Origin of the sequence: Sphingomonas sp. Leaf242 (assembly GCF_001422045.1) — a bacterium.
GTDB lineage: Bacteria > Pseudomonadota > Alphaproteobacteria > Sphingomonadales > Sphingomonadaceae > Sphingomonas.
The window spans coordinates 349,196-368,195 of sequence record NZ_LMLW01000009.1 but is presented as its reverse complement, the minus strand read 5'-3'; the positions used below and the strand labels follow the sequence as shown (position 1 = coordinate 368,195).

Sequence of the window (19,000 nt, the reverse complement as noted above, 5' to 3'; positions counted from 1 at the left end):
TTTCATCAATCGAAACAGGTATCCCGTAGGGACACCGTCCTGAATGATGCTTGAATATGAACGGGCGTTCAAAGGTTCCGCAGGCTCAACGCCCGCGGCCCTCGAATTCCCGCAAATAGCTGTTGTTCGGCGAAAGAATGATCGAGGTCGATCCTTCGGGTGCCGGACCGCCATCCGCGCCGAACGTGTGGCGATACGATTGCATCGCGCGGTAGAAGTCGTAGAAATCGGCGTCCTTGCCGAAGCTCTCGGCATAGATCTTCGCCGAATCCGCGTCGGCCTGCGCACGCACGATCTGCGCCTGCTTCTGACCTTCGGCACGGATCGTGATCGCCTCCTGCTGGCGCGCACTCGACATGCGCTTGAGCGCGCTTTCGAGCGGCAGACCGACGGGGAGGTTCGCCTGCTTGATGCGGACGTCGACGATCTCGACGCCGTACTGGCTGGCGACGCGCTGAAGACCCTTCTGGATGTTGTCCATGAGTTCCGACCGCTCGGGGCTCAGCAGTTCGACGAAGCGCCGCTTGCCGAGCTCGTTACGCAGCGCCGAGCCTAGGATCGGACGAAGCTGATCGGGGATCCGGTCCTCGCTACCGACCGCATTACGCATCTTGCGCGGATCGACGATCCGGTAGCGCGCATACGCGTCGACCTCGAGCCGGAGCTGGTCGGTCGACAGCACCAGCGTGTTGTCGAGTTCCAGATCCTGCACGCGCTTGTCGATCCAGACGATCCGATCGACGAACGGAATGCGCGCGATCAGACCGGCGCCGGTCTGGCCGAACGGCGTGTTCGGCTGCCACGCGTTGACGGTGCGGATCGGCTGGCCGAAGCGCAGGATCACCGCCTGCTTGGTCTCGGGGACGATCGCGAAGGTCGATGCGGCAAGGATCACCAGCAATAGCGCGATGATCCCGGCGACGATCGGGTTGCGGAAACTCACGGCGTTCACTGGGCAGCTCCAGGCTGAGCTTGGGGTGCCGCGGCGGCAGCGGCGGGCGCTGGCGTGACTACCTCGGGATTCGGCAGGCGCTTGGCGTTCGACAGCGGCAGATACGGCACCACCCCGCCCGGTGTCTCGACGATCGTCTTGTCGCTCTTGGCGAGCACCGCCTCCATCGTCTCATAATACATACGACGGCGTGTCACTTCTGGCGCGAGCTTGTACTGCTCGTAGACCTTGTCGAACGACGCGGCCTCGCCCTGCGCGCGCGCGACAACCTGTTGCGCATAGGAGCGCGACTGGTTGAGGTTGGCGATCGCCTCCTGCTGCGCGGCAGTGACCGCGTTGAAGTCCTCGACGATCCGCGCCGGCGCGGCAGCCTGCTTGATCGCGACGCCCTGGATACGGACGCCCGACTTGTAGTCGTTGAGGATCTGCTGGGTCAGGTCGGCGACGCGCTGCTCGATCACGGTACGACCGGTGCCGATCGCCTGGTCTAGTGTCGTCGTCGCCACCACCGCGCGCATCGCGCTCTCGGCAGCAGCGCGGACGGTCTCGTTCGGCTCGGCAAGCTGGAACACGTAATCGCGCGGATCGGAAATATCCCAGCGCACCGAGTATGCGAGGTCGATGATGTTCTGGTCGCCGGTAAGCGTCAAATTCTCGCCGTCCCCAGTCGGGAAATTGTCGGTGCGGATCTTCTGCACGTCAACCACCGTCACGTCGGCGATCGGCGCAGGCATCGTCAGGCGAACGCCCGGATCGAGCGTGCCGGCGTATTTGCCGAAATAGGTGACGACGCCGCGCTGCTGCGGGCCGATCTGGTGGACCGAAGTGAACAGGATCCAGACGACTGCGATGATCGCGACGCCGATCGCCCAAAGCGCGCGAGCATTGGCGCCCGACGGCAGGCCGCCAAAACCGCCATTACCGCCGCCGCCGCCACCCGAGCCGCGCGCTTTACGCAGGAACTCGTCGAGCGCGGTCGGCTTGGCGGCAGGCTTGCGGCCACCTGGAGGTTGCGCCCAGGGATTGCGCGGGCCGCTGTTACCGTCGTCGCCCGAGCCGCCCCAAGGGCCTTTCGGTGTTTCGGTGGCGAGGATATCGGGGCGCCGGAACCAGCGCGAGAAGATCGTCATACCAACCTTTATAGGTGTGCGCTGGCGGAAAAACAGTGCCAAGCGGCCTTCGCGGCCCTATCTGGCGCGGATGATCGACATCGAAGGCGTAAAGGCGGCGGTTGCCGTAGTGGCGGGCAAGCGGGCGACCGTCCGGCTAGAAGGGACGCGGGCGGGCATCATCATCGATGCGACCGGGCTCGACCCGCAGGCGCGCGATGCGCTGGAGGCGACCGTCCGGATGGCCGCGACGCAGCCCGGCGTGACCGAAGTGCGGATCGCCGTCACTGCCGAACGCTCGACCCGCCGGCTGATCGCGGTCGCCAGCGGCAAGGGCGGCGTCGGCAAATCGACGCTCGCCGCCAATCTCGCCATCGCGATGTCACGCGCGGGTCGCCGCGTCGGGCTGGTCGACGCCGATATTTACGGACCGTCGCAGCCGCGCCTGATGAACGTCGAAGGCACTCGACCGACTGCGAAGGACAAGGTGCTCGACCCCGTCCCCACCCCGTATGGCGTCCCATTGCTGTCGATGGGCCAGCTCGTCGAGCCGGGCAAGGCTGTCGCGTGGCGCGGACCGATGGCGGCGGGCGCGCTCGGCCAGCTGGTCGAGGCCGACTGGGGCGTGACCGATACGCTCGTGCTCGATCTCCCCCCCGGTACCGGCGACGTCCAGCTGACGATGGTCCAGAAATACCGGCCGGCGGGGGCGGTGATCGTCTCGACCCCGCAGGATCTCGCGCTGATCGACGCGCGTCGCGCGATCGACCTGTTCGAGAAGGCCGGCATCCCGATCATTGGACTGGTCGAGAACATGGCCGGCTATATCTGCCCGCATTGCGGCGAGGCATCGGACCCGTTCGGCAATGGCGGCGCGGAAGCGGCGGCGCGTGAACTCGGCATCCCGTTTCTCGGCCGCGTCCCGCTGACGATCTCAATCCGCACCGCATCCGACGCGGGCACCCCGCCCGCCTCGAACCCCGACGATACGGTATTCATGCCGATTGCGGCTCAGATCGTCGCATGGCTCGGAAAACTATGAAACCCGCGAGCCTGATCCACGTTGTCTGATTACCGGTCGTACCCGACGTGTTGAGTTGCGGTACGAGCGGACCAGGTTTCTTCTTGCAGGAGGCATCGATGCCGTTGACCGCCGATGCCGACATCAAGACGCTACTCGAAAGCGCCCGCACGATCGCGATGATCGGCGCCTCCGACCGTCCCGACCGCCCCTCCTACGGCGTGATGGCCAAGCTTCAGGCGCACGGCTACCGTGTGATCCCGGTAAACCCGCAGATCACCGGCGAGCACGTCCACGGCGAGTTCGTCTTTCGCGACCTGTCGCAACTCGGCGATCCGATCGACATCGTCGACATCTTCCGCAACTCGGCGGCTGCCGGTGAGGTCGTCGACCAGGCCATCGCGGCGGGGGCAAAAGCGGTGTGGATGCAGCTTGGCGTCGTTAACGAAGACGCTGCCGCCCGTGCCGAAGCCGCGGGACTGAAGGTGGTGATGGATCGGTGTCCGGCAATCGACATTCCCCGGCTTGGTGTCGCCAAGATTGACGCAACCACCAGCGAATGACGCTTGCTACCCCGGCCGATCGCAGCCAGGCTGTGGATCTGGCTGGAGGCCCTCATGCTCGCGATGCTGCTGTCGTTACTGATCGAGGACCCGCTGATCGCCACCGCAAAGGCGCGCATGGCCGCCGAGAAACCGTGTATCCAGAGCGCTGACGAGACCGATATCACGGTCTGCGGGATGCGACATGCCGACCGGTTCCGTGTGCCGCTTGCGACGCGTATCGTCGAACGTCGGGATATGGTGACGGAACAGCGGTCGGCGTTGGTCCATGCGCGTACGCCGATGGAAGACATGGGGCCATTTCTGGTAGGCGGGGGTAGCGCTGGCGTGCGGGCAACCGTTGGCTTCGGTCCCGGCGAGGGCTCCGGGGACGTTAAAGCCGGCGGCTTGCGTCCGACAGCACCGTGACGGCCCGATGATCATAGCGGTCCTGCTCTTGATGCTTGCGCAAGCCGCACCAACGGCTGCGTCTACGCAAACACCCCTGCCAGAGCGCTTTTCGATTTTGGTCGATCCATGTGCGGCGGCGTCGAAGGATGGCAGTGAGATAATCGTCTGCGGCGGCCCCGCGGCGAACAGCCCGCGCCTGCCGCTACCGGACGAACGCGGCCCGCCCGACCGTGCGGTCGCGTCCAATCCCGAGCTCAGCGCCGTCCGTGCGTTGCAACTGGAGGGCACGCCCTGCGCGGCGAGCCAGCGCGGATGCCAGGTCGGCTTTGGCCCACCGATCGCCCCGATCGCAAAGGCGGCAGTCGGACTGATCAAGAGCGCATTGGCGAAGAAACCGGACAAGCGTGGTCGCGTGCCGATCGACCTCGACGGCCCCGTCGGCACCGTCAACTAAGGCTTTGGAGGCGCTGTGATCCTGCTGCCGATCCTGCTGCAAACCGCCGTGCCTGCCATCCCGGTCGTCGCTCCCCCGCCGCAGCGCTGGTCGATCCTGAACCCGCCCGCCTGCCCCGGTTCGAGCCCGACCGAGATCATCGTCTGCGGCGGCAAGGGGATGGCCGAGCAACGCCTTCCGCTACCTGAAGAACGCCCGCCGCAGGATCGACCGCGCCAGCCGACCGGCGATCCGCGGGCTGCGCTCGACAATGCGGGGCCGGTGTGCCCGCTGGGGGGTTGTACGGGCGTGGATTTGCTGACGGTGCCGGTGGTGCTGATCCGCGGCATCGGCGCACTGATCGATCCCTATAGCTGCTGCGAGAATGGCGAGGGCAAGGACGCGATGGCGCTGGTGCGCGACGTCGCGCGAAAGTTTCGGAAAAAGCCTGACACGTCGAACCGCGTGCCGATCGTGCTCGATGAGCCGGTGAAGTAGAGGCGCCTCCGCCGACAAAAGCAGAATGTTGCCCCGCGAAGGCGGGGACCCAGTCTGGACTCCCGCCGTCGCGGGAGAACAAGGAGGAGGTTGCGTAGTTGTCCTCCACCCCGGCGAAGGCCGGGGCTCAATTGGGGGGCGTCAGTAACGAGGCGCATGGCCGCTACCGCGACCTTTCCGATTGGGTTCCGGCCTCCGCCGGGGTGGTAGCCTTTAGGCGGGCGTGGCGGTCATTACCGGCCCCCTCCCCTCAATCCAGAATATGCATCCACATCGGCTGGCCCACGAGACTCTGCGACCCGCGCAGTTTCTCCAGTGCTTGCGCGATCGAGCGTTCCGGGCTTTCGTGCGTGACGATCGCCACCAGCACGCTGCCATCCGCGATCGCCCCACGCTGGATCAGGCTCTCGATCGAGACACCCGCGTCGCGCATCGCCGCTGCGATCTCCGCCAGCACGCCGACCCGGTCCGCGACAGTGAAACGGAGATACGCGCGGCCACGTCGCTCGCCACTGTCCGCCTTGGGTGCCGCCGTGAGCGAGACCACCGGCATCGCGAACGGAGGCCCGAACTCGCCGCGGGCGATGTCGATCAGGTCGGCGACCACGGCGCTCGCGGTCGGGCCATCGCCGGCGCCTGCACCTTGGAACAGCAACCGGCCGACGAAATTGCCCTCCGCCACGACCGCGTTCAGCGACCCGGTGACGTGCGCCAGCGGATGATCGATCGGCACCAGATGCGGATGGACGCGCTGGAACAGTCCGTCCGCGCCCGCTTCCGCCAGCCCCAGCAGTCGCACGCGATATCCTAGCGCCGCCGCCTCGGCGATATCCGCGCCGAGCAGATGCCGGATGCCACTGATCGCGACGTCATCGAACGCGGGCTGCGTGCCAAACGCGACCGCGGCCAGGATCGACAGCTTGTGCGCCGCGTCGACGCCGTCGATGTCGAAGCTTGGATCGGATTCGGCGAACCCGAGGGCCTGGGCCTCGGCCAGCACCTCGGCGAAGTCGCGGCCTTCCGATTCCATCTTCGACAGGATGAAATTGCAGGTGCCGTTGAGGATGCCGTACACGCGAGCGATCTCGTTGGCCGCAGCGCCTTCCCGCAGCCCCTTGATGACCGGAATGCCGCCCGCGACCGCTGCCTCGAACTTCAACGCGACCCCGGCGCCCTCTGCCGCTTGCGCAAGTTCGAGCCCGTGATGCGCGATCATCGCCTTGTTCGCGGTGACGAAGTTACGCCCGGCCGCCAGCGTGCTGCGCGCCAAGGTCAACGCGGGGCCGTCCGATCCGCCGATCAGCTCGACCACGACATCCGCACCCGGCTGTTTCGCCAGTGCGGTCGTATCGTCGACCCACGCGAACCGCGACAGGTCGACGCCGCGATCCTTGCCGCGATCTCGCGCGGAAACCGCGACGATCTCAATCTGCCGGCCGGCCCGCTTGGCAATCAACTCGCGGTTCGCATCCAGCAATCGGATCACACCGCCGCCGACGGTTCCCAGCCCCGCAAGGGCTACGCGCAATGGTTCGCTCATTTTCGTCCTCCACTCGCGCGTCCGGTTACGTTTCGGCGGGCGTTTGCGCAATCCTGATGACGCACGCGCGCGGCGCCCCTATCTGGGCGTCATGTCCGGCCGCTTCGATCACCTCCCCAACCGTCGCACGATCATCGATCGCCGCGCCGTCGCCGAAACGATTGCCGCCTTGGAAGGCGTCGATCCCACCGCGCTTCGCCGCGATGCAACTGCCCTGCTGAAAGCCGCGCTGGAAAAGGGTCGGGTTGAGGTCGAACGCCGTCTCGTCGAACACCCCTCGCGCGGATTGGAAGCATCGAGTGCGCAGGCGTACCTGATCGACGCTCTACTCCGCATCCTGTTCGATTTCACCACGCAGCGGCTGTACCCGCTGTCCAATCCAACGATCGGCGAGCGCCTCACGCTGATCGCGGTCGGTGGCTATGGCCGTGCGGAAATGGCGCCGCATTCGGACGTCGACATCGGCTTTCTCACCCCCGGCAAGCAGACGCCCTGGGCCGAGCGCGTGATCGAATCGATGCTGTACGCGCTGTGGGATCTCGGGCTGAAGCTTGGCCAGTCCAGCCGCTCGCTCGACGAGATGGTCCGTCAGGCCAAGAGCGACGTCACCGTCCGCACCGCGCTGCTCGAAGCGCGCTACGTCTGCGGCGATACCGAGCTTTACGAACAGGCGTCGCACCGCTTCAAGACCGAGGTCCAAGCGGACACCGCGCGCACCTTCATCGCCGACAAGCTCGCCGAGCGCGACGCGCGACACCGCAAGATGGGCGACACGCGCTATGTCGTCGAGCCCAACGTCAAAGAGGGCAAGGGCGGCTTGCGCGATCTCCACGCGTTGTTCTGGATCGGCAAATACATCTACGACGTCCAGCGCGCCGCCGAACTGGTTGGGGTCGGGCTGTTCACCAAGGCCGAATATCGCCTGTTCCACCGCGCCGACAATTTCTTCCAGGCGGTACGCTGCCACCTGCACAGCATTACCGGCCGCGCCGAGGACCGGCTGACGTTCGACCTGCAACGCGAGATCGCCGACCGGATGCGATTCTCGGATCGGCCCGGCAAGTCGAAGGTCGAGCGGTTCATGCAGTTTTACTTCCTGCAGGCGAAGACCGTCGGCACGCTTAGCGGCGTCTTCCTCGCGCATCTCGACGAGAAGTTCGCGGCACGCGGCCGGCGCTTCGGATTGCCGACGATCCGCCGTTCGCCGCGGAAGCTCAATGGCTTCGTGCTCGATCGCGGACGGTTGGCGCTGCCTAGCGACGATTTTTTCCAGGCCGATCCCGAACGGCTGATCGAGATCTTCCAGCTCGCCGACAAGCACGGCGTCGAGATCCACCCGCTGGCGATGCGCGCAGCCGCGCGTGACGCTAAACTGGTTGACGACGTTCGCACCAGCCCGACCGCAAACGCGCTGTTCCTCGACGTGCTGACCTCGCCGCGCGATCCCGAACTCGTGCTCAGGTGGATGAACGAGGCGGGCGTGTTCGGCCGGTTCGTGCCCGATTTCGCGCGTGTCGTCGCGCAGATGCAGTTCGACATGTACCATCACTACACGGTCGACGAGCACACCATTCGCGCGATCGGCCTGCTCGCGCGGATCGAGAGCGGCGTGCTCAAGGAGGATCATCCGCTTGCCAGCGCGATCTTCGAACAGATCGTGTCGAGGCGTGCGCTGTATGTTGCGGTGCTGCTCCACGACATCGCCAAGGGACGTGGCGGCGATCACTCGATCCTCGGTGCGGAGGTGGCGCAGCGACTATGCCCGCGCTTCGGACTGACCCCGGCGGAGACCGAAACGGTCGCGTGGCTGGTGCGATGGCATTTGCTGATGTCGGCGACCGCGTTCAAGCGCGATCTCAGCGACTTCAAGACGATCCTCGATTTCTGCGACGTGGTGCAGAGCCCGGAACGCCTCCGCCTGCTGCTGACGCTAACGATCGTCGATATCCGCGCGGTCGGGCCTGGGGTGTGGAACGGCTGGAAGCGCCAGTTGCTCGGCGATCTGTACGAAGCCGCGGAGGAAGTCCTGCGCCTCGGTCACAAGCAAAAGGGGCGGGCCGAGCGGATCGCCGCCAAGCAGGAGCATCTGCGTGATGCGCTCGGTTGGGACGCGGACAGTTTCGCGACGCTCGTCCACCGCCTGCCCGAAGCGTATTGGATCGCCGAGCCCGAGGACGTGCTCGCGCACAACGCGCGCTTCCTCGCCGCCACCGGCGAGGCTCAGCTGGCGATCGACGCGCATGTCTATCCGGGGCGGGGCGCGACCTTGGTAACGATCTACGCGGCGGATCATCCCGGGCTGTTTTACCGTATCGCCGGCGCGATCCACGTCGCGGGCGGCAACATCATCGATGCGCGCATCCACACGACACGTGACGGCATGGCGATCGATAATTTCCTCGTCCAGGACCCGTTCGGGCGGCCGTTCGACGAGTCCGGTCAGCTTTCGCGACTGAAAACCGCGATCGAGGACGCGCTCGCCAACCGTGGCAAGCTAGCCGACCGACTGGTGGCCAAGCCCCTGCCGCGCACGCGCGCGGAGGCGTTCGACATCGTCCCGAATGCGCTGGTCGACAACAAGGCGTCGAACCGGTTCACGGTGGTCGAGGTCAATGCGCGAGACCGGCCGGCCCTACTCAACCAGCTCGCCAACGCGCTGTTCCAGTCGAAGGTGACAATCCACTCCGCGCATGTCGCGACGTACGGCGAGCGCGCGGTCGATACGTTCTACATCACCGACCTGACGGGCGACCGGATCACGCAGCCCGCGCGGTTGAGGACGCTGGAGCGACGGTTGCTGGCGGCCGCGGCGGGCGAAGAAATCGATCTGGCGGCCTAGCCGCTACGCATGCTTGGTCATCCCCGCGCAGGCGGGGACCCATATTCTCAAACGTTCGCGATGCTACCGCAGGGTTTGCCAGTCTGGGTTCCCGCCTCCGCGGGAATGACGAAGAGGAACACGAAGAAGTCGGCCTGCACCGAAGTGCAGACCGGCTTTTCGTTACGCGTTTTTTCCCGATCAGAAGCGCGAGCGCAGCGTCAGGCCGTAGGTACGGGGCTCAGCGAGGAATGCCGAGTAGAGCGCGTTGCCGGTGCCGCCATAGGCTGCAACGTTGGCCGACGATCCCGCACCCTGGAACGGCGTGTTGAACGCCACCTGGATGTAGTTCTTGTTGAACACGTTCTGCGCCCAGAATTCGAGCGCCCAGACCTGGTCCTTGCCGCGCAAGCCTACGCGCGCGTTGACCACCGCGAAGCCGTCCTGCTTCTTCTCCGGGGCCAAGTCCGATCCCGTATTATAGTCGGATGACAGGCGGCTATCGACGTAGAACAGGCCCGACATGCCGTTAGCACCGATATCCGGAGTCCAGGCAAACGACGTGGTGACGACGTTCTTGGGTGCGTTCGACAGCTGGCTGCCCGGGAGCAGGAAGAGTGCGCGATCGAGCGCTTCGCCGGTCGTCGAGCTGCCGATCAGGTTCTTGCGGAAATGCGTGTCGGCATAGGTGTAGCCCGCGGTGAACGTGACCTGCTTGATCGGCGACATCGTCGCTTCCAGCTCGACGCCCTGCGAGATCACGCCAGGCTTCTTCGATCGGTTGGTCGGGCATGTCCCGGTCTGCGCGCCAGTAACCGGGTTGAAGCCGTTGTCCCTGTCGAGCCCGTTGAGATTGTCCTTACACGCCTCGATGTTCTGAACGACGAAGATCGAGCCGTTGAAGGTGTTGAGCTGGAAGTCGGTGAACTCTTCACGGAACGCGGCGACATTGAAGGTGAAACCACGCGTGTTGAACTTCGCGCCGATCTCGTAATTGTTCACCTTCTCGGCATTGAAGCGCAGGCCAGACGCATCGGCGTTGCTACGCGGCGAGAGCACGCCGTTGACGCCACCCAGATCCGAGCGATCGAGGTTGTAGCCACCCGCCTTGTAGCCCTTCGCGTACGATGCGTAGGTGAGCAACTTGGTGAACGGCTTCCACGACAGGACCGCGGTGCCGGTGAATTCGCCGTCGCCGAAGCTGTCGTTCAGGTTCAAGGCGTTCAGCGCGGGGCTGGAGTTACCCGTGCAGGTCAGCGTGACGATGCCCTGCGCGAACCCCGTAGCGCCGCTCTGCGTCAGCGTCAGCGGCGCGAGTGCCGCCTGCTGGATCGGGCAGACGGTGTTGTTGTTGTTGAACTTGGCGTTGAACTTCTTCGTTTCGTGCGTGTAGCGCAGACCACCGGTCAGCGACAACGTATCGGTCAGATGCAGGATGTTGTGCGTGAAGAACGCATAGTTCTCGCTCTTCTGGCGATAGATCGAGCCCGAGTCGCCAACGTTGTTCACGCCGCCGCCAAGTCCTGGACCGCCGGTCAGACGATCGAGTGCCGACGTGATCAGGCCACCTGCCGGGCCAAAGGCGCCGCCAATCGTTGCGCGTCCAGCGGCGCTCATGCAGCCCGGATTGTTCTGGTTCTGGAGCGCGGCAACCGGGCTGACCGTCGCGACGAGGCGGCAGGCAGCGAATTGCCCGTATTGCGCGCCGAAGACGACGTTATCGACCAGCTTCAGCTTCTCGTTCGAGTAGAAGCCGCCGACCAGCCAGTCGAGCTTATCGTTGAACAGCGAGCCCTGCAGGCGCGCTTCCTGCGTGAAGGTCTTGAACTGGCGGTACGCGTTGCCGTCGCCCGCGCGGTGCGTGAGGTCGACGTTAGTGTAATCGACATCGCCGGCATTGCCCGACTTGTACTGGCGATACGACGTGATCGACGTCAGCGTGGCGCCGCCGAGATCCCAATCGGCCTGCAACGAGCCGCCATAATCCTTGGTCGTATTCCGGAACGTCTGACCCGGCGTGATCGCGACATCGCGGTTGAACGGATCGGGCCTATTGCCGGCCAGCGGGAACGCCGCGCCCTGCCGACGCAGGATATCGACGATGCGGTTGGTGGCGTTGTTGACCACCGCGCCATCCGCGTTGACCGTTCCGAAGAACGGCGCGACGCCCGCCGCGTTCGGCGTAGGGTCGGTCGTTTCGACCTGGTTGTAATAGACCGCACCGCAGCAGCTTTCCTTGCGGTGCGAATAGTCGCCGATCAGGCGGAAGCTCAAGGTCTCGGTCGGCTTGAACAGCAGCTGCCCGCGGACGAAATAGCGATCACGGTCGTTGACGCGGCTTTCGCTGCCGTTCGCCGCCGTGACGTTCTTGTAGAAACCGTCGCGCTTCACAAAGACGCCGTCGACGCGGAAGGCGAGCTTGTCGGCGATCAGCGGACCGGTGATGCCGCCAGCGAGGCGCTTCTGATCGTAATTGCCATAGGTCGCCTCGGCGTTGCCGTGCCAGTCGAACTCGGGCGAGCGGGTTATGATGTTGATGAGACCCGCCGAGGCGTTGCGACCGAACAGCGTGCCTTGCGGGCCGCGCAGAACCTCGACGCGGTCGATCTCGCCCAGTTCGTTGAGGCCGACGCCGGTGCGGCTGCGGTAGACGCCATCGATGAAGACCGCGACCGAGCTTTCGAGGCCGGGATTGTCGCCGACCGTACCGATTCCGCGAATACGCGCGGACGCGTTCGATTCGTTACCGGTCGACGAGATGAGCAGCGAGGGCGCGAGCTGGTTGAGCGAGCGGATGTCGCTGCCGCCGGAATTCTGCAACGCTTCCTGACCGACTGCCGAGACCGCGATCGGTACGTTCGACAGACGCTCGGAGCGGCGGGTCGCGGTAATCACGATGTCGTTCGCATTGACCCCGGCGTCGGCATCGGTTGCCGCGCTGGCCGCACGCGTCGTGTCAGCATCCGTCGCCGCATTGGTCTGGCCTGCGACCGATGCGTTCGCCGTTCCCTGCGATGGCGTGGCCTGCGCCTCGACTGTCGAGGTCGACTGCTGCGCGAGTGCCGGTGTTACAATGGCCGCGGTCGCAGCAGCGGACAACAGATATGCGATCATACGCATCGGCACTCTCTCCTGATGTGTTCGAATGTTTTCGAACTTATGGTTTGGAGCATTGGTAGAGAGATTACGCCCTGCGCGTCTAGTAATTTCCGCAGACGGAAATAGATTTTCGAAGATCGTGTCTCCAAACCGCCACACCGCGGCAGCGGCCAAACCCTAGTTTCAAATTGCAACGTTTTGTCCGGCGGCGTTACATGCCGTTACCAGCGAGCTCGGAGCAGACTGACGCCCCGCCTCGAGGCCGCCGCAGGTGACAGGCAGCACACGATATGTTTGGCAGCGAAACATGGGTGCGGCCTTGACCCCGGCCCTGCGAATCGCCGCGATGGCGACCAGCTGGACGCTCCCGTCGCCCGACCGATACGTGCCCGGAGGAATTGCAGACAACAAAAAGGCCGGCCAGTCCGTTGGGACCAACCAGCCTTTCATACTTCACATCGTCGCGGCAAGAAGCCGCCGCGCAGTTACTTCGGTGCGAGCACCATCAGCATCTGGCGGCCTTCCATGCGCGGATACGCCTCGATCTTGGCGATCTCCGCGACGTCGTCCTGGACACGCTTCAACAAATTCATGCCGAGCTGCCCATGGCTGAGTTCACGACCGCGGAATCGCAACGTGATCTTGACCTTGTCGCCCTCGCCGATGAAGTCGTTCACCTTCTTCATCTTCGTGTCGTAGTCATGGTCGTCGATGTTCGGACGCATCTTGATCTCCTTGATCTCCTGCGTCTTCTGCGACTTGCGTGCGAGGTTCGCCTTCTTCTGCGCCTCGTACTTGAACTTGCCGACATCGAGGAACTTGGCGACGGGTGGATCGGCGTTAGGCGACACTTCGACCAGGTCGAGGCCATGCTCGGCTGCCTGCTCGATCGCTTCGCGCGTGTACATCACGCCCAGATTCTCGCCCTCGTGATCGATCACGCGGACCTTCTGGCTCTGGATGAATTCGTTGAATCGCGGGCCGTTCATTGCGGGCGTCTGCATCGGCCGGCGTATCGTGGGAGGACGTATGGGGGTTGCTCCTGAAGTTTCAGACAATATTTGGGCCAGTCTATAGCGCAGAAACGCCCGCCCGAACAGATGGCGAATAGCCGGCCCCGTTGGATCACATATCGGGTGCGCGTGCCTCGACCGCAAGACGCGCGATCGCCTCGTCGAGCGTCAGGATGGTTTGTGCCTGGCTGCCGAGCATGCGCAGCGCGACCTTGCCCTCCTCGGCCTCACGCTTGCCGACAACCAGCAGGTTCGGCACCTTCGCGAGGCTGTGCTCGCGCACCTTGTAGTTGATCTTCTCGTTGCGGAGGTCGGTTTCGACGCGGATCCCGGCCGCCTTCAGCTTCGCCGCAACCTGCTCGGCATACTCGTCGGCATCCGAGACGATCGTCGCGACGACCGCCTGTACCGGCGCGAGCCAGAGCGGGAAGCGACCGGCATGATGCTCGATCAGGATGCCGAGGAAGCGCTCGAACGTGCCGAGGATCGCGCGGTGAAGCATGACCGGGCGATGCCGCTCGCCATCCGCGCCCACGTACGACGCGTCGAGTCGCTCGGGCAGCACGTAATCGAGCTGCAACGTGCCGCACTGCCACGTCCGGCCGATCGCGTCGGTCAGGTGGAATTCGAGCTTCGGACCGTAGAACGCCCCCTCGCCCGGCAGCTCCTCGAACTGAAAGCGATCCTCCATCAGCCCGGCAAGCGTCAACGCCTCGCGCAAATCGCCCTCGGCGCGATCCCACAGCGCGTCGTCGCCGGCGCGATTGTCGGGGCGCAACGCAAGCTTCACCATGTAATCGGCAAAACCCAGGTCGCGGTACACCGCGTCTAGCAACTCACAGAATGCGCGCGTCTCGGCGACGATCTGCTCGGGCGTGCAGAAGATGTGCGCGTCGTCCTGCGTAAACTGGCGGACGCGCATGATGCCGTGCAGCGCGCCGTGCGGCTCGTTGCGGTGGCAGCAGCCGAACTCGGCGAGCCGCAGCGGCAGGTCGCGGTACGACTTGATCCCCTGGCGGAAGACCTGGACGTGGGCGGGGCAGTTCATCGGCTTGAGCGCCATCAAGTCGCCCTTGCCGGTCAGCACGGGGGCGTTCGGATCGATGCCCGGCACCTCGTCGGGGACCACGAACATGTTCTCGCGGAACTTGCCCCAATGGCCCGACGCCTCCCACATCTTGGCGTCCATCAACTGCGGCGTCTTGATCTCGGCATAGCCAGCGGCGTCGAGCTTGCGGCGCATATACGCCTCGAGCTGCCGCCACATCACCCAGCCCTTGGGATGCCAGAACACCGAGCCCTGCGCTTCGGACTGGAGATGGAACAGGTCCATTTCCTGCGCGATACGGCGATGGTCGCGCTTGGCCGCTTCCTCGATCCGCAACAGATGCGCGTCGAGTTGCTTCTTGTTGAGCCAGCCGGTGCCGTAGATGCGGGAGAGCATCGCGTTCTTCTGGTCGCCACGCCAATAGGCGCCGCTGACGCGCGTCAGCTTGAACGCGGCGGGGTCGAGCTTCCCGGTCGACGCCATGTGGGGCCCGCGGCACATGTCGAGCCACTCGCCCTGGCGGTAGATCGTCAGTTCCTCGCCCTCGGGGAGTTCGGCGGCCCATTCGGCCTTGAAGCTCTCGCCCTGCTGCGTCCAGCGATCGATCAGCTGCTGGCGCGACCAGACCTCGCGCAGGAACGGCTCGTTCCGGGCGATGATCGCACGCATCTCGGCTTCGATCGCGGGCAGGTCCTCGTCGGTGAACGGGCGATCCTTCGGCGCGAAGTCGTAGTAGAAGCCGTCGTCGGTGGCAGGACCGAAGGTGATCTGCGTGCCGGGAAAGAGGTGCTGCACCGCTTCGGCCATCACGTGCGCGAGATCGTGGCGGACGAGTTCGAGCGCATCCGCCTCGTCGCGTGCGGTCACCAGCGCGAGTGCGGTATCGCCCTCGAACGGCCGGTTGATGTCTCGCACCTGCCCGTCGATACGCGCGGCGAGCGCGGCCTTGGCGAGGCCCGGGCCGATCGCCGCGGCGACATCCGCGGGGGTAGTCCCGGGCGCAACCTCGCGGACGGAACCGTCGGGCAGCGTGATTCGGAACATTGCAGACATGGGAGACTTTCTCTCGGGATGACGTGCGCGGACCGATCCGCGCACGGCGTGTATATAAGGTGATACGCGCACAGGGCTACTCCAGACGGACATGCGCCGGATTGGAGAGTGCCTGGGCGTATTGGGAGAGTGCGATGCTGGGTCTGCTGATGATGTTGTCTGCCGCTGCCGCGCCTGCTGCGGGCCCTGCTGCGATATGCGCGCCGACGAAGTTGGCAGCCTGCCGCGATACGAACCAGTTGATCACGGCGCCCGCGTTCACCGCCGCAGTCCGGCGGTTCATCGGCAAGCGCAAGGCGTCGTATCTTTATGCGAACGGCGATGTCGCGGATCAGCAGATCGAGGTCCTGCATGGGCCGCCCGACGAACCGACCCGGATCGGGGCGCTGTACCGCTTCACCGCGTGCCGGGCGCATAGTTGTCCGGAGAAGGGCGCAGCGGTGCTCGATCCGGCCGGAAAGATCGTGGCGCTGGCGATCCTGTATTCGCCGTGCGCGACCGCGGACACGCGCGACTGCAATCGGCGCGAGGATCTGGTGGTGTTCATGGGCGAGCGGGATCGCTTGCAGCGGGTCGAGGTGGTGGCGAATCTGCGCGCCTGGGCGGTGGAGCAGGTGGCGGGGAGCTATACGCTGCCGGGCCAGCCGAAAATGCGGTTCGGGGGAATGCAGGTGATCGATCCGGCGGCAGTTAGGTAAACCGTACTTTCGGGAAAGAGCACCACCCCGGCGGAGGCCGGGGCCCAGGTGGGGAACGTCGCTAACGGAGGGCGCGCTCGGTTACCTCCACCTTTCCAACTGGGCCCCGGCCTCCGCCGGGGTGACGCTAGCAATTTTGAAATGTGAGGCCCCGCTCAAACCACCCCGAACGGCACCACATGGTTCGCCTGCGTATGCCCGATCTCCGCCCGCCCCAGATACGGCACCCCCATATCCCGCGACCAGCGGATCATCATGTAGTCTAGCGTCTCGCCCCAGGGCGGATCATTCTCCTGCACCGCCGTCACCGCACCCAGCCGCAGCCCCGCAATCCCCTTCAACTGCGTGGCGTTGGCGACTTTGAACAGCATGCGGTCGATCGCGTACAGCGGCTCCGACACCTCCTCGACGATCAGCACGTGATCGGTAAGATCAGGCAGCCACGGCGTGCCGATCAGCGAGGTCAGGATGCTGAGGTTGAATGCGGCTGACGGCCGCCCATCGAGCCCCGGTTCCAGTCCAGCCCGATCGCCGTGCACCATCCAGCCTAGCGACCGCGCTACCGTCGCCTCGCCGTCATGCCGGTTGATGTCGCTGACCATCGGCCCGTGCACCGGCCGCCCGATCCGCCGTGCGTAGAGCGCGCCGAGCAGGAAGCCGACGTCGGAATAGCCGAGATACGTCTTGTGCCGCGCCGCACGGCCGAGCTCGGGCATGACCATCGCGAGGATGCGGTTCGCACCGTAGCCGCCGCGCAGGAACCAGAGGGCATCGAACGCCGGATCGTTGGCATATTCGAGGAACGCCCCCGCCCGCCGAAAATCGGAACCGGCGAAATGGCCGTCGGTCTCCAGGCATTGCGGGTGGAAGACCAGCTCGACCTCGGGGAACGCGCTAGCAGCATACGCCGTGATCTTGGCGATCGCCGCGGGATTGGTCCGGCTCGACGCGGCGAGGACACCGATGCGCATTGTTCGTGTTCCCGACCTTGCCCCGTTACCAAACCGCCCATATCGCGGGCCGATGGATATCAGCAAACCCTGTTTCTTCGTCGGTATCGGCGGCAGCGGCATGATGCCGCTCGCGATGATCCTCGCGGGCCGCGGCGCGACCGTCGCGGGTTCGGACCGCAACCTCGACCAGGGCCGCGTGCCTGCCAAGTTCGACGACCTCGCCGCAAAAGGCGTCGCGCTGTTCCCGCAGGATGGCAGCGGGATCGTCTCGGCCGATCAGCTCGTCATTGCCTCGGCGGCGATCGAGGCGAGCGTGCCCGACATGATCGCAGCGGATGCGCTGGGCTGCACGCGCTCTACCCGTGCGACAATGCTGGCGTCGCTATTCAACGACAGCCGGCTGCCGATCGGGGTGGCGGGGACGAGCGGCAAGTCGACCGTCACGGGCATGATCGGCTGGATCCTGCATGCGGTCGGGCGCGATCCGACGGTGATGAACGGGGCGGTGATGAAGAACTTCGCCACGCCCGACGCGCCGTTCGCGAGTGCGCTGGTCGGAGAAGGCGACGCGTTCGTCAGCGAAGTGGACGAGAGCGACGGATCGATCGCTGGCTATGCACCGAAGATCGCGGTGCTCAACAACGTCAGCCTCGACCACAAGTCGCTGGAGGAACTGCGCGTGCTGTTCGGGGACTTCATCGCCAAGGCCGAGACCGCGGTGGTGAACGCGAACGATCCCGACGCCGCCGCGCTCGCCTCGCGCCTGCCACGTGGTCATGTCACGACATTCGCGATCGATGCGTCGGCCGATCTGCGTGCCGAGAACCTCAAGCCCGAACCGTTCGCGATCCGCTTCGACATCGTCTCGCGCGGCGTGCGGACGCCGGTGAAGCTCGCCGTCCCCGGCCGCCACAACGTGTCGAACGCGCTCGCCGCGATCGGTGCGGCGATGGCGGCGGACGTATCGCTGGCCGATGCGGTCAAGGCGATTGCGGGGTTCACGGGCCTGCGCCGCCGGTTCGATCTGGTCGGCGAGGCGAGCGGCGTCTCGGTGATCGACGATTTCGGGCATAACCCGGACAAGATTGCCGCCACGCTCGACACGCTTCACGCGTTCCCCGGGCGCTTGCTGCTATTCTTCCAGCCGCACGGCTATGGCCCGCTGAAGGTGATGGGCCGCGAACTCGTCGCCACCTTCGTCGAGCGGATGGCGGCGGACGATGTCCTCGTCCTCCCCGACCCGGCCTATTACGGCGGGACGGTCGCGCGGGAGGTCACCAGCGCGGATATCGTCGCGCAGATCGTCGAGGGTGGTCGGGACGCGCGGCACATCGCCGACCGGGCCGAAGCCGCCGCGGCGCTGGTCGCGGAAGCGCGTCCGGGCGACCGCATCGTCGTGATGGGCGCGCGCGACGACACGCTGAGCGTGCTCGCCAGCGGCATGGTCGACGCCTTGGCCGCGCGGTGATACGCTCACCGCTTAGGAGACCAATGATGTTCCGCCGCCTGTTCCTCGACCACCCCGACACCGTCGGCGAGAGTTACACCGAGCATTTCGGCGTCGCCGGGCGGTTCGGCATGACGATGATCAAGGGCGGCCTCGGTGCGCTGGTCCATGCGTTCGTGCCCGCGTGGTGCAAGACGCGCGGGAGCGACACGGTCGCCGAACTGCACCGGCAGATGGTCGAGAAGCGCGGCGCGGTGGCGGCCGATCAGACGCAGATGAAGACGGTCGAGTTCATCATCTGACGCGGTGAGACAGGTGCCGCGCGGACAGGCGCACGGCCTAAGGTTACGATAAAGTCACACCTA

17 protein-coding genes are annotated in these 19,000 nt (G+C 65.4%); 9 read left to right on the top strand and 8 right to left on the bottom strand.

The window, feature by feature from the left end:
• Positions 1–85: 85 nt before the first annotated feature.
• Both hflC and hflK read right to left on the bottom strand, forming a co-directional pair.
• Positions 86–952, bottom strand: a complete 867-nt coding sequence (hflC, locus tag ASF09_RS13005) for a protease modulator HflC (protein ID WP_235518904.1) — start codon at positions 950–952, stop codon at positions 86–88.
• Positions 949–2,082 (bottom strand): protease modulator HflK, encoded by a 1,134-nt coding sequence (gene hflK / locus ASF09_RS13000; protein WP_060526598.1) that lies wholly within the window; start codon positions 2,080–2,082, stop codon positions 949–951. Before hflK ends, hflC begins: the two co-directional genes overlap by 4 nt.
• Positions 2,083–2,152: 70 nt before the next feature.
• On the opposite strand from hflK, the gene ASF09_RS12995 reads away from it, so the two are divergent.
• From ASF09_RS12995 to ASF09_RS12975, 5 genes are all read left to right on the top strand, one after another.
• Positions 2,153–3,103 (top strand): Mrp/NBP35 family ATP-binding protein, encoded by a 951-nt coding sequence (locus ASF09_RS12995; protein ID WP_060526789.1) that lies wholly within the window; start codon positions 2,153–2,155, stop codon positions 3,101–3,103.
• Between the two features lie 98 nt (positions 3,104–3,201).
• Complete coding sequence (locus ASF09_RS12990; RefSeq protein ID WP_060526788.1) at positions 3,202–3,645, top strand: CoA-binding protein; 444 nt, start codon at positions 3,202–3,204, stop codon at positions 3,643–3,645.
• Between the two features lie 54 nt (positions 3,646–3,699).
• On the top strand, positions 3,700–4,053 hold the full coding sequence (locus tag ASF09_RS12985) for a hypothetical protein (protein ID WP_060526597.1): 354 nt from the start codon (positions 3,700–3,702) through the stop codon (positions 4,051–4,053).
• A 97-nt stretch (positions 4,054–4,150) separates the two neighbouring features.
• A complete protein-coding gene (locus tag ASF09_RS12980; RefSeq protein ID WP_156359357.1) occupies positions 4,151–4,489 on the top strand; it encodes a hypothetical protein in 339 nt (112 codons plus the stop codon).
• 15 nt (positions 4,490–4,504) lie between these two features.
• Complete coding sequence (locus ASF09_RS12975; protein ID WP_060526595.1) at positions 4,505–4,966, top strand: hypothetical protein; 462 nt, start codon at positions 4,505–4,507, stop codon at positions 4,964–4,966.
• Between the two features lie 250 nt (positions 4,967–5,216).
• Here ASF09_RS12975 and ASF09_RS12970 read toward each other — a convergent pair whose 3' ends face one another.
• Positions 5,217–6,506: a homoserine dehydrogenase gene (locus tag ASF09_RS12970; protein WP_060526594.1), complete on the bottom strand. Its 1,290-nt coding sequence runs from the start codon at positions 6,504–6,506 to the stop codon at positions 5,217–5,219.
• Between the two features lie 91 nt (positions 6,507–6,597).
• Between ASF09_RS12970 and ASF09_RS12965 the strand changes: the two genes are divergently transcribed.
• Positions 6,598–9,345 carry a [protein-PII] uridylyltransferase gene (locus ASF09_RS12965; protein WP_060526787.1) on the top strand — a complete coding sequence of 916 codons (2,748 nt, stop codon included), beginning with the start codon at positions 6,598–6,600 and terminating at the stop codon, positions 9,343–9,345.
• Between the two features lie 180 nt (positions 9,346–9,525).
• Here ASF09_RS12965 and ASF09_RS12960 read toward each other — a convergent pair whose 3' ends face one another.
• The 4 genes from ASF09_RS12960 to ASF09_RS20365 all read right to left on the bottom strand — a co-directional run bounded on the left by ASF09_RS12960 (position 9,526) and on the right by ASF09_RS20365 (position 15,784).
• Complete coding sequence (locus tag ASF09_RS12960; protein WP_060526593.1) at positions 9,526–12,444, bottom strand: TonB-dependent receptor; 2,919 nt, start codon at positions 12,442–12,444, stop codon at positions 9,526–9,528.
• 464 nt (positions 12,445–12,908) lie between these two features.
• Positions 12,909–13,427 (bottom strand): translation initiation factor IF-3, encoded by a 519-nt coding sequence (gene infC / locus ASF09_RS12955; protein WP_056051537.1) that lies wholly within the window; start codon positions 13,425–13,427, stop codon positions 12,909–12,911.
• A gap of 121 nt (positions 13,428–13,548) precedes the next feature.
• Entirely contained in the window at positions 13,549–15,537 is a 1,989-nt protein-coding gene (gene thrS / locus ASF09_RS12950; RefSeq protein WP_060526592.1) for a threonine--tRNA ligase, read from the bottom strand.
• A 76-nt stretch (positions 15,538–15,613) separates the two neighbouring features.
• Positions 15,614–15,784: a hypothetical protein gene (locus tag ASF09_RS20365; RefSeq protein WP_156359356.1), complete on the bottom strand. Its 171-nt coding sequence runs from the start codon at positions 15,782–15,784 to the stop codon at positions 15,614–15,616.
• On the opposite strand from ASF09_RS20365, the gene ASF09_RS12945 reads away from it, so the two are divergent.
• On the top strand, positions 15,777–16,235 hold the full coding sequence (locus tag ASF09_RS12945) for a hypothetical protein (protein ID WP_156359355.1): 459 nt from the start codon (positions 15,777–15,779) through the stop codon (positions 16,233–16,235). The genes ASF09_RS20365 and ASF09_RS12945 overlap by 8 nt on opposite strands.
• Before the next feature lie 155 nt (positions 16,236–16,390).
• Here the strand turns inward: ASF09_RS12945 and ASF09_RS12940 are convergent, their stop codons facing one another.
• A complete protein-coding gene (locus ASF09_RS12940; RefSeq protein ID WP_060526590.1) occupies positions 16,391–17,206 on the bottom strand; it encodes an LD-carboxypeptidase in 816 nt (271 codons plus the stop codon).
• Positions 17,207–17,258: 52 nt separating this feature from the next.
• On the opposite strand from ASF09_RS12940, the gene ASF09_RS12935 reads away from it, so the two are divergent.
• The gene (locus ASF09_RS12935) at positions 17,259–18,656 is read left to right on the top strand and encodes a UDP-N-acetylmuramate--L-alanine ligase (RefSeq protein WP_060526589.1); all 1,398 of its coding nucleotides are present in this window, start codon (positions 17,259–17,261) and stop codon (positions 18,654–18,656) included.
• A gap of 23 nt (positions 18,657–18,679) precedes the next feature.
• Complete coding sequence (locus ASF09_RS12930; RefSeq protein ID WP_443025019.1) at positions 18,680–18,937, top strand: DUF6356 family protein; 258 nt, start codon at positions 18,680–18,682, stop codon at positions 18,935–18,937.
• The last annotated feature ends 63 nt before the right edge of the window (positions 18,938–19,000 follow it).